Raw genomic sequence first — 22247 nt, forward strand, 5'->3', positions numbered from 1 at the left:
GCCTACGAGGCCCGGGAGTACACAGGACGTATGACCTATGTCGATCTAGTTCTGGAACGCCTGGCGGCCGATCCAGATCGCGAGGCGGTGATCGGCGGCGACACCCGGCTGACCCGCGCCCAAGCCCGTGACCTGCTCTTCCGACTGGCCGACGGTCTGGTCCGCCGCGGCATCAAGCCCGGTGACGGCGTGGCGGTGTACGTCGGCAACACCCCCGAGGCGGTGCTGCTGAACCTGGCCGTCCACCTGCTCGGCGGCCGGCTGGTGTACGTGCCGCCGGAGCCGGGCACCGCCGAGCTCAAAGCCCTCGTCGAGCGCGCCGAGGTCGCCGCGGTCGTGGTCGACCCGTCGTTCGGCACGCAGATCGACGGCTGGCACCTCCAGGACCTCCCCGGCGACCTCGTCGAACGCGCCCCGGCGCGAGAGTTCGCCACGGTCTACTACACCGGCGGCACGACCGGGCTGCCCAAGCTCGCGGTGCACCGCTCCGACGATCTCTGGGAAACGCGCGCGAGCCTGCCTCCCACGAACCTGCTCTCCAACACCCTCATCACCCACGGCAGCGGCGCCGGTGCGGTGCAGACCGCGCTGCTCACCGGGTCGAAGCTCGTGCTGGGCCCGTCGACGTTCGACGCGGACACGTTCGTGCGCCTGGCCCGCGACGAGCAGATCACCATGACGGTCTTCGTGCCGCCGATGATGTACGAGGTCCTCGACCACCCGGACTGCCCGGGCCCGCAGTTCCACGTGATCGTCGGCGGGTCCCCGCTCGCCCCGAAGCGGCTGCGGCAGGCGATCGAGAAGTGGGGCCCGGTCGTCAACCAGGGCTACGGCATGACCGAGGCCCACGCCATCACGCTGATGCGCTCCGCCGAGGTCGACCTCTCCCGGCCGGACACGCTGCGCACAGTCGGCAAGGCGAACCCGCTGATGGAGGTCGAGACCCGCGACGGTGACGTGTGGGTGCGCGGCCCGTTCGTCATGGAGGGCTACTGGGGCGAGCCGCCGTTGAAGGAGACCAGCGACGGCTGGTTCAACACCGGCGACATGGGCTACTTCGACGACGACGGCTACCTGTACCTCAACGACCGCAGCAAGGACGTGATCGTCACCGGCCGGACCTCGGACAACGTCTACTCACGCCTGCTCGACGACTTCCTCATCACGCTTCCCGGCATCCGGCAGGCGGCGGCCGTCGCACGACCGGACGAGGCGCTCGGTGAGGTCGTCCACGTGTTCCTGGTGACGGACGGACAGGAAGTCGACATCGATCGACTTCGGGATTCGGTGGTTGCCGAACTGGGTGAGCTTTACCAGCCCAGAGGCGTCACGATCGTCCCCGAACTCCCTCTGACCAAAGTGGGAAAGGTCGACAAGCGCAAGTTGCGTTCCCACTTTCGGTAAGGTTCGAGCTAAATCAGGAGGTGACGGATGCCCCGTCCAAGCGTGGAAGCCGAACGCAAGGCGCAGATCCTCGCGTCCACCTGCAAGGTGATCGCATCCGAGGGCTTCCGCCACCTCCGGGTGTCCGACGTGGCCAAGGACGCCGGCGTCTCCGGTGGCACGGTCCACTACTACTTCGAGACCAAGCGCGAGCTCACCGACGCCGCGTTCGCGCACTGCTTCGAGCAGTCGCTCACCCGGCGCCGCTGGATCCTCGACTCCGACGAGCCCCCGCTGTCGAGGCTGCGGCTGGTCGTCGAGTCGTACCTGCCGCAGGGCGCCGAGACGGTCGAGGCGTGGAAGGTCTGGGCCGAGCTCTGGGTCGAGGCCATCCGCAACCCCGAGCTGCAGGAGCTCAACGAGCGCTTCTACGGCGAGTGGCGCGACATCGTGGCGAGCATCTTCCGCGACGGCCAGGCCACCGGCGAGATCCACGCGTCCGGCAACCCGGTGGAGCTGGCGAACATGCTGGTCAGCATGCTCGACGGCCTCGCGCTTCAGGTGCTGGCCGGCTCGAAGGCCATGACCGTGGACGTCATGCGCACCACCTGCCTGAGGTTCGTCGACCAGCTCTCCACCGCGTCCGTCGGGTAGCTCAACCCGCCGGCCAGCACGCAGGTCGCGAGCAGCAACGCGACCGGCGTGCGGGTGAAACCGAGGAACAGCAACCCCTTCGGCACCGGCACGGTCTCCGCGAACCGCTGTGCCTCGCTCAGCAACAGCCCGGCGAACATCAGGAACACCACCGCGAGCGGCAACGTGCGCCCGAGCGCGCCCACCGCGACCAGACTGGTGATCGACACCGCCACCACCGCGGCGGTGAACCACCAGTGGTGCGGCGTGTGCTCAGGCCCTTTCGCGCTGCGGGCCATCAGCCAGTCGCCGAACAACACCGCGACGCCGGTGAGCACCAGCACCCGCATCGCCGTGAGCACGCTCGCGCCGTCCGGCTCGTACGCCATCGACAGGTAGGCGACCGCGAGAGCGACGAGTGGCGTGACCGCGAGCCCACGCGCGACCCGCATCACCGCGGGCCTCTGGCGCGGGCTGGGCCTCATCGCTGCCTTCGCCCGGATCCGGTCCGCCTCACCGCGCTTGCTCTCGGCGGCGGCCTCGTCCTCCAACTCCCAGACCACCCACACCAGCCCGAGCAACACGACCAGCCCGAACACCACCGCGTACCCGGTCAGCTCGCGCGGCCCGTAGACCCACCCGATCACCCCGACCAGCACGCACAACGCCAGCCTGATCAACGACCCCAGCTCCGGCCGCGCGCTGCGCCAGGTCTTCTGCGGCCACGACGTCAGCACCAGCCGCCGCGTCACGAACCACACGCTCGCCCCCATCGCGACCGCCGCCATCCACGTCGCCAGCCCGACCCCCGGCTGTCCCAGCGACCTCGTGTCACCGAACAGCAGAATCGCCGCGGTCAGGGCCACGATCACGGCCGGAACCCTGAGACGCCCCAACGCCCACAGGTGGTCCCGCACCCACCTGTCCCGGTTGCGCCAGGCCGACTCCACGGCCACCAGCGCCAGAAACCCGAGCGCGACCAGGCCCGTCGTGTTGCCCGCCAGGTGCGCCACCGCCAGCACCGTGATCGGTACCGCCCGCGGGTACGGGCTGTCCGCCAGCGTCAGGCTGCGCAGCGGCGACGGCGGCCCCGCCTGCTCTTTGGTGCGCAACCACTGCCAGGCGTGCCACAGCAGCGGCGCGTAGATCGCGATGAACACCGTGTCGACGAGAAAATCAACGCGCATCTCGGCTCCCCAAGGTTCGGGACAACCGTGGAGTCGCAGGTCACAGCCCCCGGGTTACCTGCTGTAACACGTCCGGGTGAAATCAGGGTTCATCCCCGATGCAACAGATGGACGAAAATGGGCATTCTCTGTATATGACCACGACAGTTGCTTTGAGCCGGCCCAGGACCAACCGGAGGATCGCGGGTGTGTGCGCGGGGCTCGCCCAGCGCTGGGGCATGAAGGCGAGCACCGTGCGCCTTCTGTTCCTGCTGTCCTGCCTTCTGCCCGGACCGCAGTTCGTCGTCTACCTCGTGCTCTGGGTGATCATGCCCGACCGCGGTTACTGACCGACCGCAAGAACGCTGCCCACGCTGCCGGGGCAACCGGCACGTGGGCGGCGGGCGCCTTGGAGTCCCGGATGCCGACGCCGCGCCCGATCTCGACACAATCCTGGTCAGTCGGGCTGTAGCTGCTCTTGCGCCACTCGGCCATCCGAGTCGCCTCCTCAGGACACGATGTTGGTGATCAACTCCCTGGATTCTTCCTTACTCAGGGCGACGCGGTCCATCATCTTCAGCACGTCCTGGTAGAGCCCGACCGATGCCTTGTCATCGAGAAACAGCGCCGAGTTCAAGCCACCTTGGTAGGCGACCGGTTCGTACTTGTCGAACTTCATCAGGGTGAAGTCGCCGGTCAGCGCCCGTCCGGAGGGCAGTACTCGCAGGCTGATGTACGGGCGAACCAACATCCTCAGCAGTTCGTGCAACTGCTCGGTCAGCACCTCAGTGCCACCGACTGGCGAATACAGCACCGGCTCGTACACGTAGAAGACAAACTTCTTGTGCCCGGCCACGATGCTTTGCCGCTCGATTCGAGCCGCGACCCACTCAGCGATGTCCTCCTTCTTGACGAAGGGCGAGTCCTCGGCAGCGGCGCGGGCGTACGACTCGATCTGCAGAAGTCCCGGAAGGAACAGCGAACTCCAGATCACGATCTCTTTGGCCATCCGCTCGTGCTGGATCAACGTCCGGACGTGAGGTGGCAGCACCGAGTCGTACAACTGGAGCCAGCCCTTCTCCCGCGACTCCAGGAAGAGCGCCTTCAGGTGCTCGCGCTCGTCCGGCGGGGTCTGGCACATGCCGAGCAGGTACATGAACTCTTCCAGGCTCACCCCGCCCTTGCCGTTGACGAGGTCCGACAACTTGGGCGGATCCCAGCCGATCCGCCGCGCGAGTTCGGCATCCTTCAGACCGGTTCGGGTGATCATGGCGCGGAGGCTCTCGCCGAACTCGCGTCCCAGCACAGTGGACACTCTCTTTGGCATGTCGGCGAAACTAGCGCCGCAGACAGCCGCCCCTCCATCATTTCGGGCCCAAAATGACCTGAAAGTATCAGGGTTAGAAGGCTTCTACGGAATTCCGCCAATCTCGTCCGAGACGGTCGTGAACGCCTCCGGCTCCACACGCAACATGCCGGTGAACGGCTGTGTCATCCCAACGCACAACACACACACGAAGGCCAACACGGCCGCAGTGAGGCTCAACTGCAAGACGTGCCGCACGCGCGCTGTGAACCCGATCAGCAACGGGAACAGGACCATCCCCACCGCCCCGACGATGGTCCCGATCAACGTGAGCTTCCCGGTGTTGTCCAACCCACCGGCCTGATCCAGCCGATCGCGCCGGAGGTCCGTGATCTCCCGCAACCGCTCCAACGACCGTTCGCGCGCGCTCTTCACCTGATCCGGCGTGGCGGGCAGCGACAGGATCTCCGAGTGCAGCGAGTTCAGCGTCGAGGTCGTCCGTTCATCCGACTCCCCCACCGCCAGCTGAGCCCATTCCTTGTCCGCCACCAGTTTCGGATACTCGGTCAGCAGCGCGCGGATGTGATCACGTTGCGGCTGCGGCATGACGGCCGTCTGCCAGTAGGCGTCCGCGACGGCGGCGGCCTCGCGGGCGGCGTTGTCCTCGGCGTCGCCGTTCGCCTCCCACACGATCACCACGTAGAACGCCAGCGCGACGATGAACAGGCCGCTGATCACCGCGCCCAGGAACCCGCGCGAGTCCGCGTCGCGGTCGTCGGACTGTTCGTGCGCACGCGAACGCCCGAACAACAGACAAGCGACGACGGTGACAACCACCGCCGCGAGCACGACGACAAACGCGGTCCACATGGCCTCCATCTCCCCACAGCGGCCACCGTTTGACCACCAACACCACGCTTCCCGGCGGTCTCACCCGCCCATCAAGAGCAACCGTGGTTGATCAAGCCCACCGCCGGTCCACATGGGACCGTTCCCAGAAAGTCCCTTTGACACGAACAGGAGAACCAACGCCCCACGGTCCTCGACGGAGAGTGAGGACGCGGCGATCAACGCGCGGTGACAAGCACGATCAGGCGTGCCAACCTGTGCCGACCCCGACCGAGAGGCGTGGCATGCGCGTACCGATCCTCATCGCCGTCGTGCTGCTGGTTCCGCTGTTCACGCCAGGCCCTCCGTCGCAGGCGGCCGAGGTGTGGCGCACTCAGTTCAACGAGGCGGTGTACGGAGACGTCACGGTCGTCGGCAACGCCGTGCTGACCTGCCCGACCGCCGAGCAGGCCGGACCCGACCCGAAGTACTCACCGCAGTCCTGTGTGGACGCCCTGAACCGCAAGGGCCACGGCCCATCCGCTCAGAACAACGCCCACCGCATGTCCTATGCCGACATCGACGACGACCCGCGGACGTTCAACTCCTCCAGCGCGAACCTCACCATCCCCGCCGGCGCGACCATCGCGTACGCCAAGCTCGGCTGGGCCGGCAACGCGATCTGCCGCGACGCGACCGCCCCACCCGGCAAGCCCCAGGACCCGGTCACTCTCAACGGATCGAGCATCAGCCCGGGCCAGTTCGCTCAAGACGCCGCCGACGAGCTCTCCGGCACCGACAACACCTTCTACAGCGCCGAAGCCGACGTCACCCAGCACGTGAAGAACGGAACCAACACCGTCGGGAACGTCTGGACGCCCCAAGGTTTCGACTGCTTCGGAGGCTGGTCGCTGACCGTCGTCTGGAAGTTCGCGAACGCCACCCCGGTCGCCCCGGCGCGCAGACACGTTGCGGTGCACGGAGGTCACGTCCGCCTCCCCACCGCGAAGCCGATCACCAGCACCCCGATCGCACCCACGCATCCCGCGGGCGGGGTCATCCGCCTGGGAATCACCGCCTACGAAGGTGACTGGGCCAGCGACGGCGACCAGATGCTGGTCAACGGCACGTCGATCGCCGGCCGCAACGCGTTCGTGTCGTCCGCACAGGGTGCCGCGCACTCCAACAACATGAGCGTCGACGCGCGCACGATCACCCTCGACGAAAAGGTCCTCAAGCCCGGCACCAAGGCCGCGGAGCTGACGTTCAAACGGGACGACGACGCGTTTCTGATGCAGAGCGTCGCGTGGTCGTTCGCGCTGCCGGAACTCACCCTCGTCGTCGACCCGGCACAACCCGCCGCGCATCCCAAGGACAACGTCCGGCAAACCGCCACCATCACCAACGTCGGCGACGCACCCGCAACCGACGTGAAGGTCTGCGGCCAGCACATCGGCACGATCGCCCCGCACGCCACCACGACCCGCACGTGCACGTCCGTGGCCGCCGACAACGACTACCCGACCACCGTCGCGGCGAGCGGCATCAGCCTCGCCGGCGACCCGCTCGCCACCGACCGGACCTCGACCGTCGATGTGCTGCACCCGAGCCTGAAAGCCACGACAGAGGCCGGACCGATGACCGCGCTCCCAGGTCAGGCCGTCAAGTTCACGACGACGGTCACGAACACCGGCGACACCCCGCTCTACGGCCTCAACGCCCGCGCGACCGGTGGATGCGCTCCCATGCAGGGCCAACTCGACCCCGGCGCGACCACCGCGGTGGAGTGCACGGCCCCGGCGGGCGCCGAGACCGGCCGGCTGACCTCCACGGTCGCCGCGGCCGACAAGATCGGCGGCCACGTCGAGGCGAGCGCGTCCGTGCAGGTCAAGGTGATCTACCCGAGACTGACCATCAGCGCGCTCTGGTCGAAGGACCGCGCGGAGGACGGTGAGCTCGTCACGGTCACGATCACGGTCGGCAACCCGTCCGAGTACCCGATCAAAGACGTGCGGGTCGACGGCGAGCCCGCCTCGTGCCGCAAGACGCTCCCTCTCCTGCCACCACGCGAGCGCCTCACCTACACCTGTCAGGTCGCCGCGCCGGTGAACTCCCGGTTGACGGTCTCCGGTGCGGGCGCCGGGCAGGCGATCAGTGAAAGCGCCGTCGTGCGGATCGCGTCGACGACCACGCCACTGCCGCCCGAGCCCGGTCAGCCGACATCGACGTTCGACGAACCAGCACCTCCGCGCCCGGTCGCGCACGTGCAGCAGGTGTCGAAACCGGCGGTCGGCGGGGTCGCCGCGGTAATTGGCGTGATCGGCATCGTCGTGGTCGCGAGCGCGATTTCCGGGTTCGGCCGGCGGTGAATCCTGAACCGTTTGCACACACAATTTCGAGACAGGCGTGTTCCTTCAGTCCGGAATGCGGTAGAAGGACCTCATGGAGATCACCGCCTTCCTGAGCCGCAAGCTGGCTCGCCGGTTCCGGACGTACGACTCGGACGGTGACGGGTTCATCGAGCGCGAGGACTTCACGCAGGCGGGCGAGCGCACCACGAAGGCATTCGGACTGGCCGACGACGACCCGAAAGCGGTCAGGTTCCAGCACTCGCTGATCGGGCTGTGGGACCGGCTTTCGTCGGCCGCCGACCTGGACTGCAACGGGCGGATCAGCGTCGACGAGTACAAGAAGGCGTTCACGAACCGGCTGTTGGAGACGCAGGAGTCGTTCGACGAGGGTTATGGGCCGTTCCTCGACGCGCTGATGGCGATCGCGGACGAGGACGGCGACGGCAAGGTCACTCTCGAGGACCACGTCGCCTGGACCGGCGCGTTGATGAACATCTCGGAACGCAACTCGCGCAGCATTCACGACATGCTGTCGGATGAGGACGGGTTGCTGGCCACTCAGGCAATGCTGGACGTGATCCGCGAGTACTACTTCTCCGAGGATCCGGCGTCGTCGGGCAACTGGCTGCTCGGACCGCTGGACTGACGTGCTGCTGAAAACGCTGCAGGAGTACGCGGCCCGCGCCCAGCCCGCCGCCCACGTCGAGGAGGCCGGCGGCTGGTGGCTGCGGCACTCCCCCGGCGACGCCTGGTGGGTGAGCGCGGTGCTGCCACACGACCAGGAGGACCGCGTCGCGCGCGCTGAGGAGTTCTGCGCCGAACGCGCGTGCGAGGTGCGGTTCCAGATCACGCCGGGTGTGTGTGCGGACGACCTGGACGCGCGGCTGCACGACAGGGGGTACGAGCGGGGACACGCCATGTCCCTGCAGATCGCCTCCACGGCCGAGGTGCTGCGGCACGCCCAGGCCGACGCCGGCGAGGTCACGACCCGGCCGACCGACGCGTGGCTGGCGGCGTGGCGCGCGGTGACCACGCGGGACGTCAGCGCCGAACGCGACCTGCTCAGCCGGGTCGAGCACCCGAGCGCCTACGCGTTCGCCGAGGTGGACGGCCAGGTGGTGGCCGTGGGGCGCGCGGTGGCCGAGAACGGGTGGGCCGGCGTGTTCGGCATGGCCACGTTGCCGCACGCACGGGGCCAAGGCGCCGCACGGTCCGTGCTAGCCGCCCTGGCGTCGTGGGCGGCTGCAAGAGAGACCGACCGCATGTACCTGCAGATGGAGAAGGCGAACAACAGCGCGTTCCGCCTCTACGAACGCACAGGCTTCCGCGAGGTCTGCACCTACCACTACCGCTTCCGCCCCTAACCCCTGCTCCGCACCCCCTCGTTGCCGGTCGGCACGCGGGGCCCTTTCGTACTGTCAGAGCGAACGAAAGCTCCCCGCGTGTCGCAAGATGGGGATGGTGGGGTTCGTGTGGGTGAACAGCGGTACGTCGACGCGCGGGTAACCAATCAGGAATCAAGAAGGCACGAGCGGGGTCGCGGAGCTAGGTTTTGCGCCATGACGCATGACGCCGACACTCACGATCTGATCCGCGTGCAGGGCGCGCGGGTGAACAACCTGCGCGACGTGGACGTGGAGATCCCCAAGCGCCGCCTGACGGTCTTCACCGGTGTCTCCGGTTCCGGCAAGAGCTCGCTGGTGTTCGGCACGATCGCCGCGGAGTCGCAGCGGCTGATCAACGAGACCTACAGCGCGTTCGTCCAGGGCTTCATGCCGACGCTGCCGCGCCCCGAGGTGTACCTGCTGGAGGGCATCACCACGGCGATCCTGGTCGACCAGCAGCGGATGGGCGCGGACCCACGTTCGACCGTCGGCACCGCGACCGACGTGAACGCCATGCTGCGCATCCTGTTCAGCCGTCTCGGCGCCCCGCACATCGGCGGCCCGCAGGCGTTCTCGTTCAACGTCGCCTCGATCTCCGGTGCGGGTGCGGTCGTGATCGAGAAGGCCGGCCAGAAGGTCAAGGAGAGACGCGAGTTCTCGATCACGGGCGGCATGTGTCCTCGTTGTGAGGGTCGTGGCAAGGTCTCCGACATCGACATGACCGAGGTCTACGACGAGTCGAAGTCGATCCTCGAGGGCGCGATCAAGGTGCCCGGCTACAACGTCGACAACCAATGGACCGTGCAGACGTTCGCGCAGTCCGGTTTCCTCGACCCGGCCAAGCCGATCCGCAAGTACACCAAGAAGGAACTGCACGACTTCCTGTACAAGGACCCGGTCAAGATCAAGGTCAACGGCATCAACCTGACCTACGAGGGCCTGATCCCCAAGCTGCAGAAGTCCATGCTGTCCAAGGACCGCGAGGCGCTGCAGCCGCACATCCGGGCGTTCGTGGACCGCGCGGCGACGTTCGGCACCTGCCCCGACTGCGGTGGCACGCGGCTCACCGAGGCCGCCCGGTCGTCCAAGATCAAGGGCGTGTCGATCGCGGACCTGTGCGACATGCAGATCACCGATCTCGCCGACTGGATCCGCGGCCTGAAGGACAAGTCCGTCGCGCCGTTGCTGGACAAGCTCGCGCACACCCTGGACTCGTTCGTCGAGATCGGCCTCGGCTACCTGTCGCTGAACCGGCCCGCGGGCACGTTGTCCGGCGGTGAGGCGCAGCGCGTGAAGATGATCCGGCACCTCGGGTCCGCGCTGACCGACGTGACCTACGTGTTCGACGAGCCCACGATCGGGCTGCACCCGCACGACATCGAGCGGATGAACAACCTGCTGCTCCGGTTGCGGGACAAGGGGAACACCGTCCTCGTCGTCGAGCACAAGCCGGAGACGATCGCGATCGCGGACCACGTCGTCGACCTCGGTCCCGGCGCCGGCCGCAACGGCGGCACGATCTGCTTCGAGGGCACTCTGGAGGGGTTGCGCAAGAGCGACACCGTGACCGGGCGGCACCTCGACGACCGCGCGTCGCTGAAGTCCGAGGTCCGCAAGTCCACCGGGGCGCTGGAGATCCGCGGCGCTTCGACGAACAACCTGCGTGACGTCGACGTCGACATCCCGCTCGGCGTGCTGACCGTCGTCACGGGTGTGGCCGGCTCGGGCAAGTCCTCGTTGATCCACCAGTCGATGCCGCGCGACGCCGGCGCGATCGTCGTGGACCAGACGCCGATCAAGGGCTCGCGGCGGTCGAACCCCGCGACCTACACCGGGTTGCTGGAGCCAATCCGCAAGGCGTTCGCCAAGGCCAACGGCGTGAAGCCCGCCCTGTTCAGCGCGAACTCCGAGGGCGCGTGCCCGAACTGCAACGGCGCGGGCGTGGTGTTCACCGACCTCGGCATCATGGCGACGATCGAGTCGCCGTGCGACGTCTGCGAGGGCAAGCGGTTCGACCAGGCCGTGCTGGAGTTCAAGTTCGGCGGGCGTGACATCTCCGAGGTGCTGGCGATGCCGGTGTCCGAGGCCGTCGAGTTCTTCGGTGCTGGCGAGGCGAAGACCCCTGCCGCACACGCGATCCTGGCGCGGCTGGCGGACGTCGGTCTCGGGTACCTGTCGTTGGGACAGCCGCTGACCACGTTGTCCGGTGGCGAGCGGCAGCGGTTGAAGCTGGCGACGCACATGGCAGACAAGGGCGGCATCTACGTCCTGGACGAGCCCACGACCGGTCTGCACCTGGCGGACGTCGAACAGCTGCTCGGCCTGCTGGACCGCCTGGTCGACTCGGGCAAGTCCGTGATCGTGATCGAGCACCACCAGGCCGTGATGGCGCACGCCGACTGGATCATCGACCTCGGTCCCGGCGCCGGTCACGACGGCGGCAAGATCGTGTTCGAGGGCACGCCCGCCGACCTGGTGGCCGACCGGTCGACGCTCACCGGCGAGCACCTGGCGGACTACGTGGGTGCCCCGGCGCGTCGCAAGAAGCGCTGAGCGGGTACCAAGGGGGCATGGAGATCCCGGCGTTCCTGGACCGCAAGCTCACCCGCAGGTTCGAGACCTACGACAGTGACCAGGACGGGTTCATCGAGCGCTCGGACTTCGAACAGGCAGGTTCCCGGACCACCGCCGCGTTCGGCCTGAGCGACGACGATCTTCGCGCGAGGCGGTTCCACGAGCACCTCTTGGGCGTGTGGGACCACCTCTCCGCCGTGACGGACACCAACGACGACGACCGGATCAGCCTCACCGAGTACAAGAGGGCGTTCGCGCTGCGCCTGCTGGGGCGGCCGGAGTCGTTCGACGACAGCTACCTGCCGTTCCTCGACGCGTTGGTGGCCGTCGCCGATCACGACGGCGACGGCCACCTCGGCGTGGACGAGTACGTGCGGTGGAGCGAGGCGTTGATGAACCTGCGCTCCGCCGACGCCCGCGCCGTGCACGCCCGGCTCGACCACGACGGCGACGGTCTGGTGAGCACCGACGACCTGTTGGCCGCGATCAGGGCGTACTACTTCTCGGAGGACCCGGACGGGCCGGGCGCCTGGTTGTTCGGTCCGCTGGACTGATCAGCCGCGCTCGGCGAACTTCCTGATCGTCTCGGCCTCGGTCTCGACGTACTGCTTGGCCAGCTTCTTCGTGAACAGCCAGCCGATCCCGCCCAGCGGACCGGAGATGTCCAGCGCGAGGGTGAGCCGGGTGCCGTCCGGGTGCGGTTCGACGAGGTGCGAGGCGACCCCGGTGACGCCGGGCGACTTCTGCTCCCAGGTGTAGGACTTCCCCTCGGTCAGCTCGGTGACCGTCCACACCGCCTCGGGCAGCTTGGGCTGGCGCAACCGGGTGCGGGAGCCGACCTTCAGCGGTCCGTCGTCGAGACGCTCCACCTCGTCGACCGTCGGGATCCGCTCCGGCCACCGCTCGACGTCGATCAGCACCGCCCAGACTCGTTCGGGCGGGGCCGCGATCGTGATGACGTGCTGCAAACCGGGCATTCCCCGAGTCTAGAACCGTTTCTCGATCTCCTGCACCGCCGCGGCCGCGATCTCGGTGGCGGCTTTGCGCGGCGAGGGTGCGTCGACGATCTTGGCCACGAGGCGGCGCATGTTCGTGCCGATCTGGTCGAACGCCGACTCGGCCGTGGCCTCGATGTCGCCGAACAGCGTCCACCACCACCAGGAGTTCGTCGCCGAGTTCGCGACGACGTCCGGGATGACCAGCGCGTCGATCTGGTCCTCGGCCTCCGGGGTGACCGGCATGTTGGCCGCTTCCACGATCAGCTTGGCCCGGACCGATTTCGCGTTGTCCGCGTTGATCGCGTAACTCGTGGCGGCCGGGACGAGGACGTCCGCCTCGACGTCGAGCCACCTGTCGCGGTCGAGTTGGAGGTCTGTCTCGCGGAGTTTCGTCCTGTTGATACCGCCGTGCGAATCCCGGGACAACAAAAGGGTTTCCACGTCGAGCCCGGCAGGGTTGGCTACCACACCGTGGACATCCGCGAGCCCGACGATCCTGACGCCCGCCTGCGCGAGATAGCGGGCCGTCGCGCCGCCCATCGAGCCGAAGCCCTGCACGAACGCGGTGGGGTTCGGCAGGTTCAGGTGCTCGATGCCGGCCAGCGCGGCCTGCGCGACGCCGTAACCGCCGACCAGTTCGTCGAGGCTGACGCCGTCGACTGTGACCGCGAAGGCGTCCGCGAGACGTTGACGGGCCTTCTGCTCGTCGTCCAGCAACGGGTAGACGGCCTGGATCGACGACTGCAGGCCGATCTTCTCGATGGCCCTGTCGATCGTGGACTGCCGAAGCCCGAGGTCCTCCCCCATCGCCCAGAACCGCTCGATGTAGGGCGACATGGCGAACAGGTAGGCCGTGAGGACCTCTTCGGCCCTCGGGTCGTAGGGGTCGAAGTCGATGCCGCCCTTGGCGCCCCCGAGCGGCACGTAGCGCGCTTGGGGGTCGTAGTTGAGGGCCTCCTTGGCGGTCATCCCCTCGGCCAGCCCGCGCACCTCGTCGAGCGTGCAGCCCGCGCGCATGCGCAGTCCTCCGCTGCTCACCCCGCGCACGAGCCGGTCGATGACGAGGTAGCCGCGCGCCTGCGTGGCCGGGTCGGACCAGGTGACCTGGAGAAAACTCATCGAAAGCACCTCTTGACTTCAGCGTATGACCGCGGTCACATGGTCCGTCCAAATAACTGACTGACGGATCAGTTAACCATCTGGAGGACCCGTGAGCGAGGTACAGCCTCTCAGCGGCAACTGGCTGCGCGAACGCACCCACCTGCGCAAGTCACTGCGCCGGACGGACGTGACGTTCTACCTGCTCTGCACCCTCGTCGGCCTGGACACGATCGGCAGCGTCGCCGCCAACGGACCCCAGGGCCTCGTCTGGATGGTGATCCTGGCGGTGGTGTTCTTCCTGCCGTACGGGTTCCTGACCACCGAGCTCGGCACGGCGTTCCCGGTCGAGGGCGGCCCCTACGTGTGGACCAAGCTCGCGTTCGGACGCCTCGCCGCCGGGGTGAACCAGGTCCTGTACTGGCTGTCCAATCCACTGTGGATGGGCGGCACACTGGCGATCATCGCGGTGACGACGTTCGAGAGGTTCTTCCTGCCGCTGGGTCTCTTCGGCAAGCACGTCGCGGGTCTTCTGTTCATCTGGATCGGCGTTCTGGCGGTCGCCGCCTCGTTGCGAATCGGCAAGTGGGTGCCGATCGCGGGAGCATTCGCCCGGATCGTGCTGCTGGGCTTCTTCACGCTGTCGGTCGTGGTGTACGCGGTGAGAAACGGCGTGCAACCGTTGTCCGGCGGGGATTTCGTGCCCACCTGGGCCGGGTTCGTGGCGCTGGTGCCGGTGCTGATCTTCAACTACGTCGGCTTCGAGCTGCCGTCGGCCGCGACCGAGGAGATGACGGACCCGCAGAAGACCGTGCCGTTCGCGATCCTGCGGGCGGGCATCGCGTCGTTCCTGTTGTACGGCGGGCCCATCCTGGGAATTCTGCTGGTGGTGCCGGCTTCCCAGATCCACGGCCTGGGCGGTTTCATCGACGCCGCCAAACAGGTGCTGACCGTCTACGGCGGTTCGGTGGCTCCCGACGGAACCGTGACGCTGACCGGAGCGGGTGCGATGCTCGGGACCGTCTGCGCGGCCGGTTTGATCATCGGCGTGCTGACCTCCGGCGTCTCGTGGGCGATCGGCGCTCATCGGGCCCAGGCGGTGGCGTGCGCGGACGGCGCCGGACCTGCTTACCTGGGGCGGCTTTCCTCCCGTTACGGCACGCCCCTGCGCGTGAACGTCCTTTCCGGACTGCTGGCTTCCGTCGTGCTGGTGACGGCGTTGAACCTGACGGGCGGCGATTCGGAGAAGTATTTCACCGCCGGGCTCGCGCTGGTGATCTCGACGACGTTCATCAGCTACCTGCTGACGTTCCCGTCGATGCTGGTGCTGCGCCGGCGCCTGCCCTTGGTGGCGCGCCCGTTCCGAGCACCTTTTGCTTTGCTGACAACGATTCTGACCACTGGCCTGGTGGCGTTCACCGTCGTGGTGCTGATCTGGCCGCTGGAGCTGCCCGCGGCGTTCGCCGGAGAGCGTTCCGCTTACACGTTGTCGCAGGTGGTTCCGCTGCTGATCGTGATCGGCATCGGTTTCCTGTTCTACGCGCTGGGTTCCCCTACCCGCGCGCTGGACCGGGACTTCACTTCGACATCTGCATGAGGAACTCCGCGTTGCTCCCGGTCTTGCGCAGCCCTTCGAGCAGCACGTCGATGTCGCGATCGACCATGGCCCGGCGCATCGCGTCCGTGATGGCGAGTTCCTGTTGGGAGACCAACAGTTCCGCCTTGCGGGTGCTGGACTGCTGCAGGTCGACCGCCGGGTAGATCCTCTTCTGCGCGGCCTTGCGATCGAGCTTCAACTCGGCGTTGCCAGTGCTCTTCAACTCTTCGAAGATCGCCGTGTCAGCCAACGATCCCGTCTCGACCAGCGCGGTCGCGAAGATCGTGAGGCTGCCGCCGTCCTCGATGTTGCGCGCAGCACCGAGGAACTGCTTCGGCGGCGTCAACGCCCTGGCGTCGATACCACCGCTGAGAATGCGCCCGCCGTTGGGCTGCGCGAGGTTGTACGCGCGGCCGAGGCGCGTGAGCGAGTCGAGCAGGATCACCACGTCCTGTCCGTCCTCGACCAGCCGCTTGGCCCGCTCGACCGCGAGCTCCGCGACCCGGATGTGCTCGTTGGGATGCTCGTCGAAGGTCGAGGTGAACATCTCGCCGGGGATGGTGCCGCGCATGTCCGTCACCTCTTCGGGCCGTTCGCCGACCAGCGCGACGATCAGGTGAACGTCGGGGTCGTTCTTGGCGATGGCCTGCGCGATCTGCTGCAGCACAATGGTCTTACCTGCCTTGGGTGGCGCCACGATCAGCGCCCGCTGCCCCTTGCCGACCGGCATGACCAGGTCGATCGTGCGGCTGGTCAGCTCGTCCGGGTCGTGCTCCAACCGCAGTCGCTGGTTGGGGTAGAGCGGCGTCAGGTCCGCGAACTTCGGCCGCGGGTGCGGCTTGCGCCCGTTGACCGTGTCCACGCTGATGAGCTTGTCGCTCTCGGCTTCGCCGCTGATCTGGTCGCCGCGGCGCAGGTCGTGTTGCCTCACAAGACTCTGCGGCACCTGCGGCCCGTCAACGAGAAAAGCCTTGTTGTTGCGTATGTCGAGTACACCGATGTGCATCGGGTCTGTCCTTTCAGGAGGGTTGGTTGAGACGCGCTTCATCGACTCCGCGCCTGAGCTCGTGCTCTCGTCGGAGGAGTGCGCTCGCAGATGCGTTCTGACCGCATCTGATGTGGGTCCACCAGCGTGTGAAGCTGGGGGTGTCGGCTGCGGATCGGAGAACGTCCAGCAGCTGGTCGGAACTTACGTGCGCCTCGTGGCGCACCGCCGGTTACAACGGACTGTAGCAGACAACGCTCGACGCGCGCTTGTTATTCCTAGCACTTCTTCCAGGCCAGCCGGAACGTGGTGCTCACGCTGGAGTCGGTCGAGTCCATGGTCATGAAGCTGGTGTTCCCCTTGCCGGTGACCTTGAGCTCGGCCTCGATGGTCAACGGCTTGCGGTCCTTGCACGGCCCGTGCGCGACCCCGCTCGGCGTGTCGGTGACCTGCCAGTTGTCACTCATCGGCCCCTGATACGTGTGCATGCTGTGCCGCGTCGGAAACCCCGGGAAGTGGTAGTCGTTGCGCACGACACCCTTGGTCTTGTCGACCAGATGCGCGAACCCGCGGTAGTCCGTCGCCGCGATGCCGTACGTGTACCCGGCGGCGTGGTTGAGCCGCAGCGCGATCGTGCAACTCTTCTTGGCCTCACTGCCGTTGCCCTGCACCAGGAAGTCGCTGTACGTCACCGTGAACGCCTCGTTGTCCTGCGACATGCCCACACTCACCGTGCCGGCCGGGCACCCCGAGCCGCTGACGCTCACCACGTCGATGGTGACGGGGCCGGGCGGCGGCACGAGGGTCGCCAGCAGTGCCACCACAGCCAACATCGAGGCCTCCTCACGTCACTGCAGGAGAACCTATCGAGCCCCGCAATCACGCAATCGGACCAGCAAGGCCCGCGCATCCTCCCGCATCAGCTCACTCCACCGGGCGAGATCACGCGCCGCACCGCACCGCACATGCCTCGGCACCGTCTCGTCCCACGCCACCGCCCTGGCGATCACCGACGCGGCCTCCCGCTGGTCCCGCCGCATCTCGACCAGCGCCCGCGCACACCGCATCCGCACCACTGGGCTGGGCTCGCTCCTCCCCATCGCCCGCAACGGCGCCACCGCCCGCGCCGAGTCGATCTCACCGACCCAGCTCAGCACCCGCACGCGCCGCAACGGATCCACTTGCTCAATCAGTCCTTTGAGGACGGTCAACGCCTCGCGTCGGGCAGACTGCTCGACCTGGCGGAGGATCATGGCCGCCTCCGCCCGCGCCAGCACCGGAAGTCCCGAATCGGCGATCATCGCGCGAGCCACGTCCGCGGCCCGTTTCCTCCCGGCCACGCCGAAGTCGTCGAGGCACCAAGCCGTCCATACGCGCAACGCGGACCTTTCGCGATCGTCAGCAGCGATCTTCTCGATCACCTCGACCCCGGCGGCACGATCATCGGCCGAGTACGGCGCTAGCTTCCAGGCCGCTCGTACTCGTGCGGCGGTTACTTCGCCGGCGTCGTCGCGGGTTTTGCGGAGCGCTTCCAGGTCCGTGGCCACCAGCTGTCCGTCGATGCGGCGTCGCCGTGACTGCGCGGCGCACAACACGTCCAGCACGGCGGTGCCGAGTTCCGCGCCGAGGTCTTGCAGCAGGAGGGCTGCGGCGTGCCGGACGCGGAACAGCAGTCCTTCGTCCGCGACCTGTCCAAGCGCGTTGTCGTGCACGCGCCACCAGTGCGTCTCGCTGAGACTTGCGAGAGCTGACAAGGCCTTGTGCCCCCGCAGTTGCTCGAGAACCGCAACCGCCTCGGCCTGGAAGGTCGACGACAGCCCGGCGAGGATTGCGGCGGCTTTCGCTCGTTGCCGGGGAGGAGTTTCCGGTGCCGTCAAAACGTCACGAATCTCCGCCACGGTCTCGTCGCGCAACGGCAGGTCATCCCACTGATCCGGGGACGGCACCCGGTCCTCGATCGGAAGCGAGCGGTCGTGCAGCAGCGTTCGTTCCAGATCGGTGCGCACCGGACGAGGCACCGTGGTGATCAGCGACCGCCAGGCCTTCCTGGTCACGTCCGGGTCGCGCAGGATCTCGACCGCCGCCCGCTCGTAGCGCGGCGCTACCGGACGCATCAGCACGTACAGCCACCGCAACGCTCTCGCCCGATCGTCCACGGGAACGCTCGCGTCCTCCGCGAACCGCCACTGGACGGGAATGGACGACGCCGTGGTCGTCCGGTCGAGCTGGGTGAGGGACCACACCGCCAGGCTGCGCTCGTCGACCGGGACGTCGTTGTCGTCGATCACGGACTGCAGGAAGGCGGTTGCCTCCTCCAGCGCGGCCGGCTCCACCGACACCAGGTTCTGCACCGCGAAGCGGCGTGAATTGAGCGGCAACAGCTCGTCCCGGGCGAGCCGGCGCAGTTCGGTGGAGTCCGCGAGCACGGTGGCGGCGGCGATGAGCTCTGCCGACGTCGCCGTGCGGCTGTCGAGCCGGGCGCGGAACCGCTCCGCCACGTCCGCGCCGAACGAACTCAGGTCGGCCGCGAAACCCCTGAGCATCTCGATGGGAAGCCCTTCGGCCGCAGTCACGAGCAGGTCTGCTGCGCGGTCGAGATAAGCCGGCCGCCGGGATGCGAGCAGGACCGCCGCTTCGGCCCGGTCGTCGGCGGCGAGGCCGGGGAAGTTCACCAGACGTTCCAGAGCCGCCAGCGCCTCCTGGCTGTCACCGTGTCCCAGGTCGTCCAGAGCCTGCACCGCGTTCCACGCCCGCCCGGCCGAGGTTCGTTCGCCGGCGAGGATCTCCGCCAGCCCTTCGGCGAGTTCCCGGCGCGGGCCCACCCCGCTGGCTCCGTGATAGGACGCGAGGTAGAGGAAGTTGGTGATCATCGACTCGCCGGTGATGATCCGGCGCAGTTCCACTGCCGACTCGCGGTCGAAGCAATTGCCGAGCACGCTGAGCCCGTTCGCGGCGGCTATCCGGATCCCTGTCGACCGCCGCACGTCACGCGCGGCGGCTCGCAGCACAGTCGCCGCTTCCTTCACACGCACACCGTCTTCGCCCAGGACCGTGTTGGCCAGCATCACCATCACGTTCTCGGAGGCGTCCGGTGAGCGGGCGGAGTCCAGCAGTGCGGCCAGCGCCTCATCCACGCCCCCGGCCTGGGCCAACTGCTGACGGGCGCTTGGCTCGCTGAGCTTCCGCAGCTGCGCCATCACCCGCGGGTGATGGTCAGGGCCTGACCTGATGAGCGTAGTAGCGGCGCGGCATCGGACCTCGACGTGCACACCGGGGTCGGCGACCAGGTCGTGCAGCGCGCGAACAGCCTCTGCGCGATGAGGATCGCCGAGGTTGACCAGCTCGTCGAGAGCCGTGACGTGATCGTGCGAGCCCATCGGTGTGCCGGAGTTCAGCAAAGCGGCAGCGGCCTCATCGCGGTATGCCGGTCCGGCACCACCCAGTGCTGCGGCCGCCCGCGTGATGTTGTTCCAGTTCTGATGAGGTTCGTCGAGCATCTTCCGCAGTTCGGCGAGCGCGACCTCGCGTTGTGGTCCATAGGTGATCAGATGACCGAGCAGGATGCTGCGGTTCAGGTCGCGGACCGCGTTCCTGGCCAAGTCCGCGATGAGCTGGCCGGCCGCCCGCCGATGCTGCGGTCCCAGCTCACTCAGCGCCTTGGCCGCAGCAACGTGTGCGCGGGCATGGTGGCGGCGTTCGGTCAGGTGCGCGGTCAGTTCTTCGGCAGCCTCGTCGAGATGAGCAGAACTGATCGAGGCGAGCCCGAGCGCCGCGTCGTGCCAGACGTAGTAGGTGATCGTCGGGCAGCGCAGCACTGAGAGGAAGTGGCGCGCGCAGGTGTCCGCGAACTCCGGGCCGATCTCCAGCAGACCTGTGGCCGCTTCGACGATGGAACGCGGTGACGAGTCTACATCGGACAGAATCCGGGTGAGCACGTTGATCGAGAAGTCGCGTGCTTCGCCACCGAACGCGGCCAGGATCACTGCGGCGGCCCGCACGGACGTGCCGGTGGCGATGGGATCGGTGAGGACTGCGCGCAGGCCGCGTGCGGCGGCTTCGCGTTCGCTGGTTCCGCACTGTGCCAACGCTTCTGCGGCCACGAGCCGGTCGTGCACCGACGCGTGCGGCTCGTCGACCAGATGGTGCAGGAACCTGACGGCGTCCCGGGTGTGCGGCCCGCGGACGCGCACCGCGAGCGCCGTGGCGGCTTCCGCTCGTGATCGCCAAGGCGCGTTCGAACAGTTCATCAGGCGGATGAGCCACTCCGCCAGGCCGGGGAACAGGGTGGCGCGCGAGGCCTCGGCGAGGATGTCGGCCGCGTTGTAGTGCGTGGTCATGGCCCAGCCCCAGACCGTGGCGAGGAATGCCTCCGTCCTCGCTGCCGACGCCGGTAGGTGGTGGGCGAGCAGGCGGGCCGCGAGGAGGTGCTGGCCCGCGGTGCCCCGGTGCAGCCAGTCGAGAAGCCTGTCGGCCTCGGCGGGATGCAGACGGGCGTGGTGGAGCAGCACGGCACGGGCGAACCGGCCTGACTCGCGGGCGTCGGCGGCGTGCAGGAGGTCGGCGAAGGCGTTGGGGCAGAACTCGTCTGGCAGTTCGCGGGCACGGGAAGTGGCGGCCAGGTGCTCGGCGAAGCTGTGGTGCTGGAACGCGAGATCGTCACCACGCAACACGAACGGGCCGACAGCGAGCAGGTAGGCGGTCAGGTCCTCCTGCCACGACAGGGAGTTCGGTGCGCAACGCTCCTCAACCCAGCGGCGGGCGGCGGCGAGGAGTGACGGGTCCTCTTCGAGACGGAGGCGGGCGAGGTGTTCCAGGAGTTTTTCCCGGTCGAACTCGTCCGGCTTGCCGCGACGGATGTGCGCGAGGTAGGTCTCGTAGAGCGAGTACTGGTCGCCGGGCAACGGTTGTCCGCCGTACTCGCCGAAGATGATCGCGGCGATCGTGGCGAAAAGCGGAGTCTCGACGAGCTCGTCGAGGTGGGCTTCGCGGATCTGATGCAGGAAGCGTTGAGCGTCGTCTCCGGGAAACCAGTTGGCGGCGAAGCGTTCCAACGCCGCAGCGTCGAATGGTTGCAGTTCATAGCGAACGGCACCGATGCGCTGCAGAGGGGCGAGGGCACCACCTTCGGTGGGACGTGTGGTGAGCAGGATCCGGTAGGCGTCGTCCGATGCCCAGGCAGCGAGGCGGTTGAGGAGGCGCAGGCGGAGTTCGGCGTCGGCGACCTCGTCCAGGCCGTCCACCAGGAGGAGCCAGCGGCAGCCGATCGCGCGTTCGGTGAAGAGGTCCTTGTCGACGGGTTCCCGCAGGAGGGAACCGTATTCGACAGCCGTGCTGTCGGCCAGCGCCTGGGCGAAGGGGACATCGAGGCGAGCGGCGAGGGTGTAGGCGGTGACTCGGAGCGGGACAACCGGTTCGGACAGCGGAGCATCGCCGCGCCGCGTCCAATGCTCAGCGATCTCTGCGGCGAGACGCCGGGTCAGGGTGGACTTGCCGAGGCCGGGGCCTCCAGTGACCACCAGGTGTGCGTCGCCGTCCAGTGCCTCGGGCAACGTGAGAGACGGCGGGCGAACGGTGAGGCGCACCATCGGGCGAGCGGCGGGTTCGATCAACCTGCCGTCGTCGTCGAGGACCGGTCCTTGGCGGGGCTGTTCGGGTTCCTCGACGGCGTTGCCGAGGTCCTGGCGTACGTAGACGGTGTCCAACGACGGCTTGCGGGCGCCTGGGAGTCGATAGGAGGAGTCGTTCGCGGCGTGGATCTGCGCCCGCAGCAGGGACTGGATCTCTGGCGGCGGCTGTGGCGCGTCCGCCCACGTCCGCGGTGGGTCGTACGTGGGTCTCGGTGCCTTGCCAGGGTGGAAGTGCACGTCGCGGATGGTGTGGGCCTGCAGCGAGTGACCTCCGACGTCGCCCGTGGAGAAGTTCAGGTCGTCGCGCGCCATCGCG

Annotated in this window: 18 protein-coding genes; 9 read left to right on the plus strand and 9 right to left on the minus strand. The window is 67.8% G+C overall.

Translation table 11 applies throughout. The features are described from left to right. The first annotated feature begins 30 nt into the window (after window positions 1–30). Window positions 31–1404 (plus strand): class I adenylate-forming enzyme family protein, encoded by a 1374-nt coding sequence (locus tag G7043_RS43835; protein WP_166054977.1) that lies wholly within the window; start codon window positions 31–33, stop codon window positions 1402–1404. Window positions 1405–1431: 27 nt separating this feature from the next. Next, complete coding sequence (locus tag G7043_RS43840; protein WP_166054979.1) at window positions 1432–2037, plus strand: TetR/AcrR family transcriptional regulator; 606 nt, start codon at window positions 1432–1434, stop codon at window positions 2035–2037. Here G7043_RS43840 and G7043_RS43845 read toward each other — a convergent pair. Further along, window positions 1941–3203: a hypothetical protein gene (locus G7043_RS43845; RefSeq protein ID WP_166054981.1), complete on the minus strand. Its 1263-nt coding sequence runs from the start codon at window positions 3201–3203 to the stop codon at window positions 1941–1943. The genes G7043_RS43840 and G7043_RS43845 overlap by 97 nt on opposite strands. Window positions 3204–3337: 134 nt before the next feature. Between G7043_RS43845 and G7043_RS43850 the strand changes: the two genes are divergently transcribed. Beyond that, complete coding sequence (locus tag G7043_RS43850; RefSeq protein WP_166054983.1) at window positions 3338–3532, plus strand: PspC domain-containing protein; 195 nt, start codon at window positions 3338–3340, stop codon at window positions 3530–3532. On the opposite strand, the gene G7043_RS43855 is transcribed toward G7043_RS43850, so the two are convergent. The 3 genes from G7043_RS43855 to G7043_RS43865 all read right to left on the minus strand — a co-directional run bounded on the left by G7043_RS43855 (window position 3510) and on the right by G7043_RS43865 (window position 5358). Beyond that, window positions 3510–3677, minus strand: a complete 168-nt coding sequence (locus tag G7043_RS43855; RefSeq protein WP_166054985.1) for a DUF397 domain-containing protein — start codon at window positions 3675–3677, stop codon at window positions 3510–3512. The two genes, G7043_RS43850 and G7043_RS43855, sit on opposite strands and share 23 nt — an antisense overlap. A 13-nt stretch (window positions 3678–3690) precedes the next feature. Further along, on the minus strand, window positions 3691–4509 hold the full coding sequence (locus G7043_RS43860; RefSeq protein WP_166054987.1) for a helix-turn-helix domain-containing protein: 819 nt from the start codon (window positions 4507–4509) through the stop codon (window positions 3691–3693). Window positions 4510–4593: 84 nt separating this feature from the next. Further along, window positions 4594–5358 carry a bestrophin-like domain gene (locus tag G7043_RS43865; protein ID WP_166054989.1) on the minus strand — a complete coding sequence of 255 codons (765 nt, stop codon included), beginning with the start codon at window positions 5356–5358 and terminating at the stop codon, window positions 4594–4596. A gap of 263 nt (window positions 5359–5621) precedes the next feature. On the opposite strand from G7043_RS43865, the gene G7043_RS43870 reads away from it, so the two are divergent. From G7043_RS43870 to G7043_RS43890, 5 genes are all read left to right on the plus strand, one after another. Then, on the plus strand, window positions 5622–7685 hold the full coding sequence (locus G7043_RS43870; protein WP_166054991.1) for a hypothetical protein: 2064 nt from the start codon (window positions 5622–5624) through the stop codon (window positions 7683–7685). A gap of 73 nt (window positions 7686–7758) precedes the next feature. After that, the gene (locus G7043_RS43875) at window positions 7759–8313 is read left to right on the plus strand and encodes an EF-hand domain-containing protein (RefSeq protein ID WP_166054993.1); all 555 of its coding nucleotides are present in this window, start codon (window positions 7759–7761) and stop codon (window positions 8311–8313) included. A 1-nt stretch (window position 8314) separates the two neighbouring features. Then, window positions 8315–9031 (plus strand): GNAT family N-acetyltransferase, encoded by a 717-nt coding sequence (locus G7043_RS43880; protein WP_166054995.1) that lies wholly within the window; start codon window positions 8315–8317, stop codon window positions 9029–9031. A gap of 195 nt (window positions 9032–9226) precedes the next feature. Continuing rightward, entirely contained in the window at window positions 9227–11605 is a 2379-nt protein-coding gene (locus G7043_RS43885) for an ATP-binding cassette domain-containing protein (protein WP_166054997.1), read from the plus strand. 17 nt (window positions 11606–11622) lie between these two features. After that, the gene (locus G7043_RS43890; RefSeq protein WP_166054999.1) at window positions 11623–12180 is read left to right on the plus strand and encodes an EF-hand domain-containing protein; all 558 of its coding nucleotides are present in this window, start codon (window positions 11623–11625) and stop codon (window positions 12178–12180) included. Here G7043_RS43890 and G7043_RS43895 read toward each other — a convergent pair whose 3' ends face one another. Further along, window positions 12181–12603 carry an SRPBCC family protein gene (locus G7043_RS43895; RefSeq protein WP_166055001.1) on the minus strand — a complete coding sequence of 141 codons (423 nt, stop codon included), beginning with the start codon at window positions 12601–12603 and terminating at the stop codon, window positions 12181–12183. A 9-nt stretch (window positions 12604–12612) separates the two neighbouring features. Next, complete coding sequence (locus tag G7043_RS43900) at window positions 12613–13743, minus strand: Glu/Leu/Phe/Val dehydrogenase dimerization domain-containing protein (protein WP_207312543.1); 1131 nt, start codon at window positions 13741–13743, stop codon at window positions 12613–12615. A gap of 91 nt (window positions 13744–13834) precedes the next feature. On the opposite strand from G7043_RS43900, the gene G7043_RS43905 reads away from it, so the two are divergent. Then, entirely contained in the window at window positions 13835–15319 is a 1485-nt protein-coding gene (locus G7043_RS43905) for an APC family permease (protein ID WP_207312544.1), read from the plus strand. On the opposite strand, the gene rho is transcribed toward G7043_RS43905, so the two are convergent. The 3 genes from rho to G7043_RS43920 form a co-directional block, all read right to left on the minus strand. Continuing rightward, a complete protein-coding gene (rho, locus tag G7043_RS43910) occupies window positions 15300–16325 on the minus strand; it encodes a transcription termination factor Rho (RefSeq protein ID WP_313888390.1) in 1026 nt (341 codons plus the stop codon). The two genes, G7043_RS43905 and rho, sit on opposite strands and share 20 nt — an antisense overlap. 257 nt (window positions 16326–16582) lie before the next feature. After that, a complete protein-coding gene (locus G7043_RS43915) occupies window positions 16583–17137 on the minus strand; it encodes a DUF4360 domain-containing protein (protein ID WP_166055007.1) in 555 nt (184 codons plus the stop codon). 30 nt (window positions 17138–17167) lie between these two features. Next, window positions 17168–22243, minus strand: coding sequence for an NACHT domain-containing protein (locus G7043_RS43920; protein WP_166055009.1), 5076 nt, complete (start codon window positions 22241–22243; stop codon window positions 17168–17170). Window positions 22244–22247: the final 4 nt, after the last annotated feature.

This window comes from Lentzea alba (assembly GCF_011067745.1).
Classification (GTDB): domain Bacteria; phylum Actinomycetota; class Actinomycetes; order Mycobacteriales; family Pseudonocardiaceae; genus Lentzea; species Lentzea alba.

What these genes read in the sequence shown, in the direction of transcription:
- G7043_RS43915 (WP_166055007.1), bottom strand. Translation starts at nt 17,137, where the DNA reads ATGTTGGCTGTGGTGGCACTGCTGGCGACCCTCGTGCCGCCGCCCGGC.
- G7043_RS43850 (WP_166054983.1), top strand. Translation starts at nt 3,338, where the DNA reads ATGACCACGACAGTTGCTTTGAGCCGGCCCAGGACCAACCGGAGGATC.
- rho (WP_313888390.1), bottom strand. Translation starts at nt 16,325, where the DNA reads ATGCACATCGGTGTACTCGACATACGCAACAACAAGGCTTTTCTCGTT.
- G7043_RS43845 (WP_166054981.1), bottom strand. Translation starts at nt 3,203, where the DNA reads ATGCGCGTTGATTTTCTCGTCGACACGGTGTTCATCGCGATCTACGCG.
- G7043_RS43865 (WP_166054989.1), bottom strand. Translation starts at nt 5,358, where the DNA reads ATGTGGACCGCGTTTGTCGTCGTGCTCGCGGCGGTGGTTGTCACCGTC.
- G7043_RS43920 (WP_166055009.1), bottom strand. Translation starts at nt 22,243, where the DNA reads ATGGCGCGCGACGACCTGAACTTCTCCACGGGCGACGTCGGAGGTCAC.
- G7043_RS43855 (WP_166054985.1), bottom strand. Translation starts at nt 3,677, where the DNA reads ATGGCCGAGTGGCGCAAGAGCAGCTACAGCCCGACTGACCAGGATTGT.
- G7043_RS43875 (WP_166054993.1), top strand. Translation starts at nt 7,759, where the DNA reads ATGGAGATCACCGCCTTCCTGAGCCGCAAGCTGGCTCGCCGGTTCCGG.
- G7043_RS43895 (WP_166055001.1), bottom strand. Translation starts at nt 12,603, where the DNA reads ATGCCCGGTTTGCAGCACGTCATCACGATCGCGGCCCCGCCCGAACGA.
- G7043_RS43885 (WP_166054997.1), top strand. Translation starts at nt 9,227, where the DNA reads ATGACGCATGACGCCGACACTCACGATCTGATCCGCGTGCAGGGCGCG.
- G7043_RS43835 (WP_166054977.1), top strand. Translation starts at nt 31, where the DNA reads ATGACCTATGTCGATCTAGTTCTGGAACGCCTGGCGGCCGATCCAGAT.
- G7043_RS43840 (WP_166054979.1), top strand. Translation starts at nt 1,432, where the DNA reads ATGCCCCGTCCAAGCGTGGAAGCCGAACGCAAGGCGCAGATCCTCGCG.
- G7043_RS43860 (WP_166054987.1), bottom strand. Translation starts at nt 4,509, where the DNA reads ATGCCAAAGAGAGTGTCCACTGTGCTGGGACGCGAGTTCGGCGAGAGC.
- G7043_RS43870 (WP_166054991.1), top strand. Translation starts at nt 5,622, where the DNA reads ATGCGCGTACCGATCCTCATCGCCGTCGTGCTGCTGGTTCCGCTGTTC.
- G7043_RS43890 (WP_166054999.1), top strand. Translation starts at nt 11,623, where the DNA reads ATGGAGATCCCGGCGTTCCTGGACCGCAAGCTCACCCGCAGGTTCGAG.
- G7043_RS43900 (WP_207312543.1), bottom strand. Translation starts at nt 13,743, where the DNA reads ATGAGTTTTCTCCAGGTCACCTGGTCCGACCCGGCCACGCAGGCGCGC.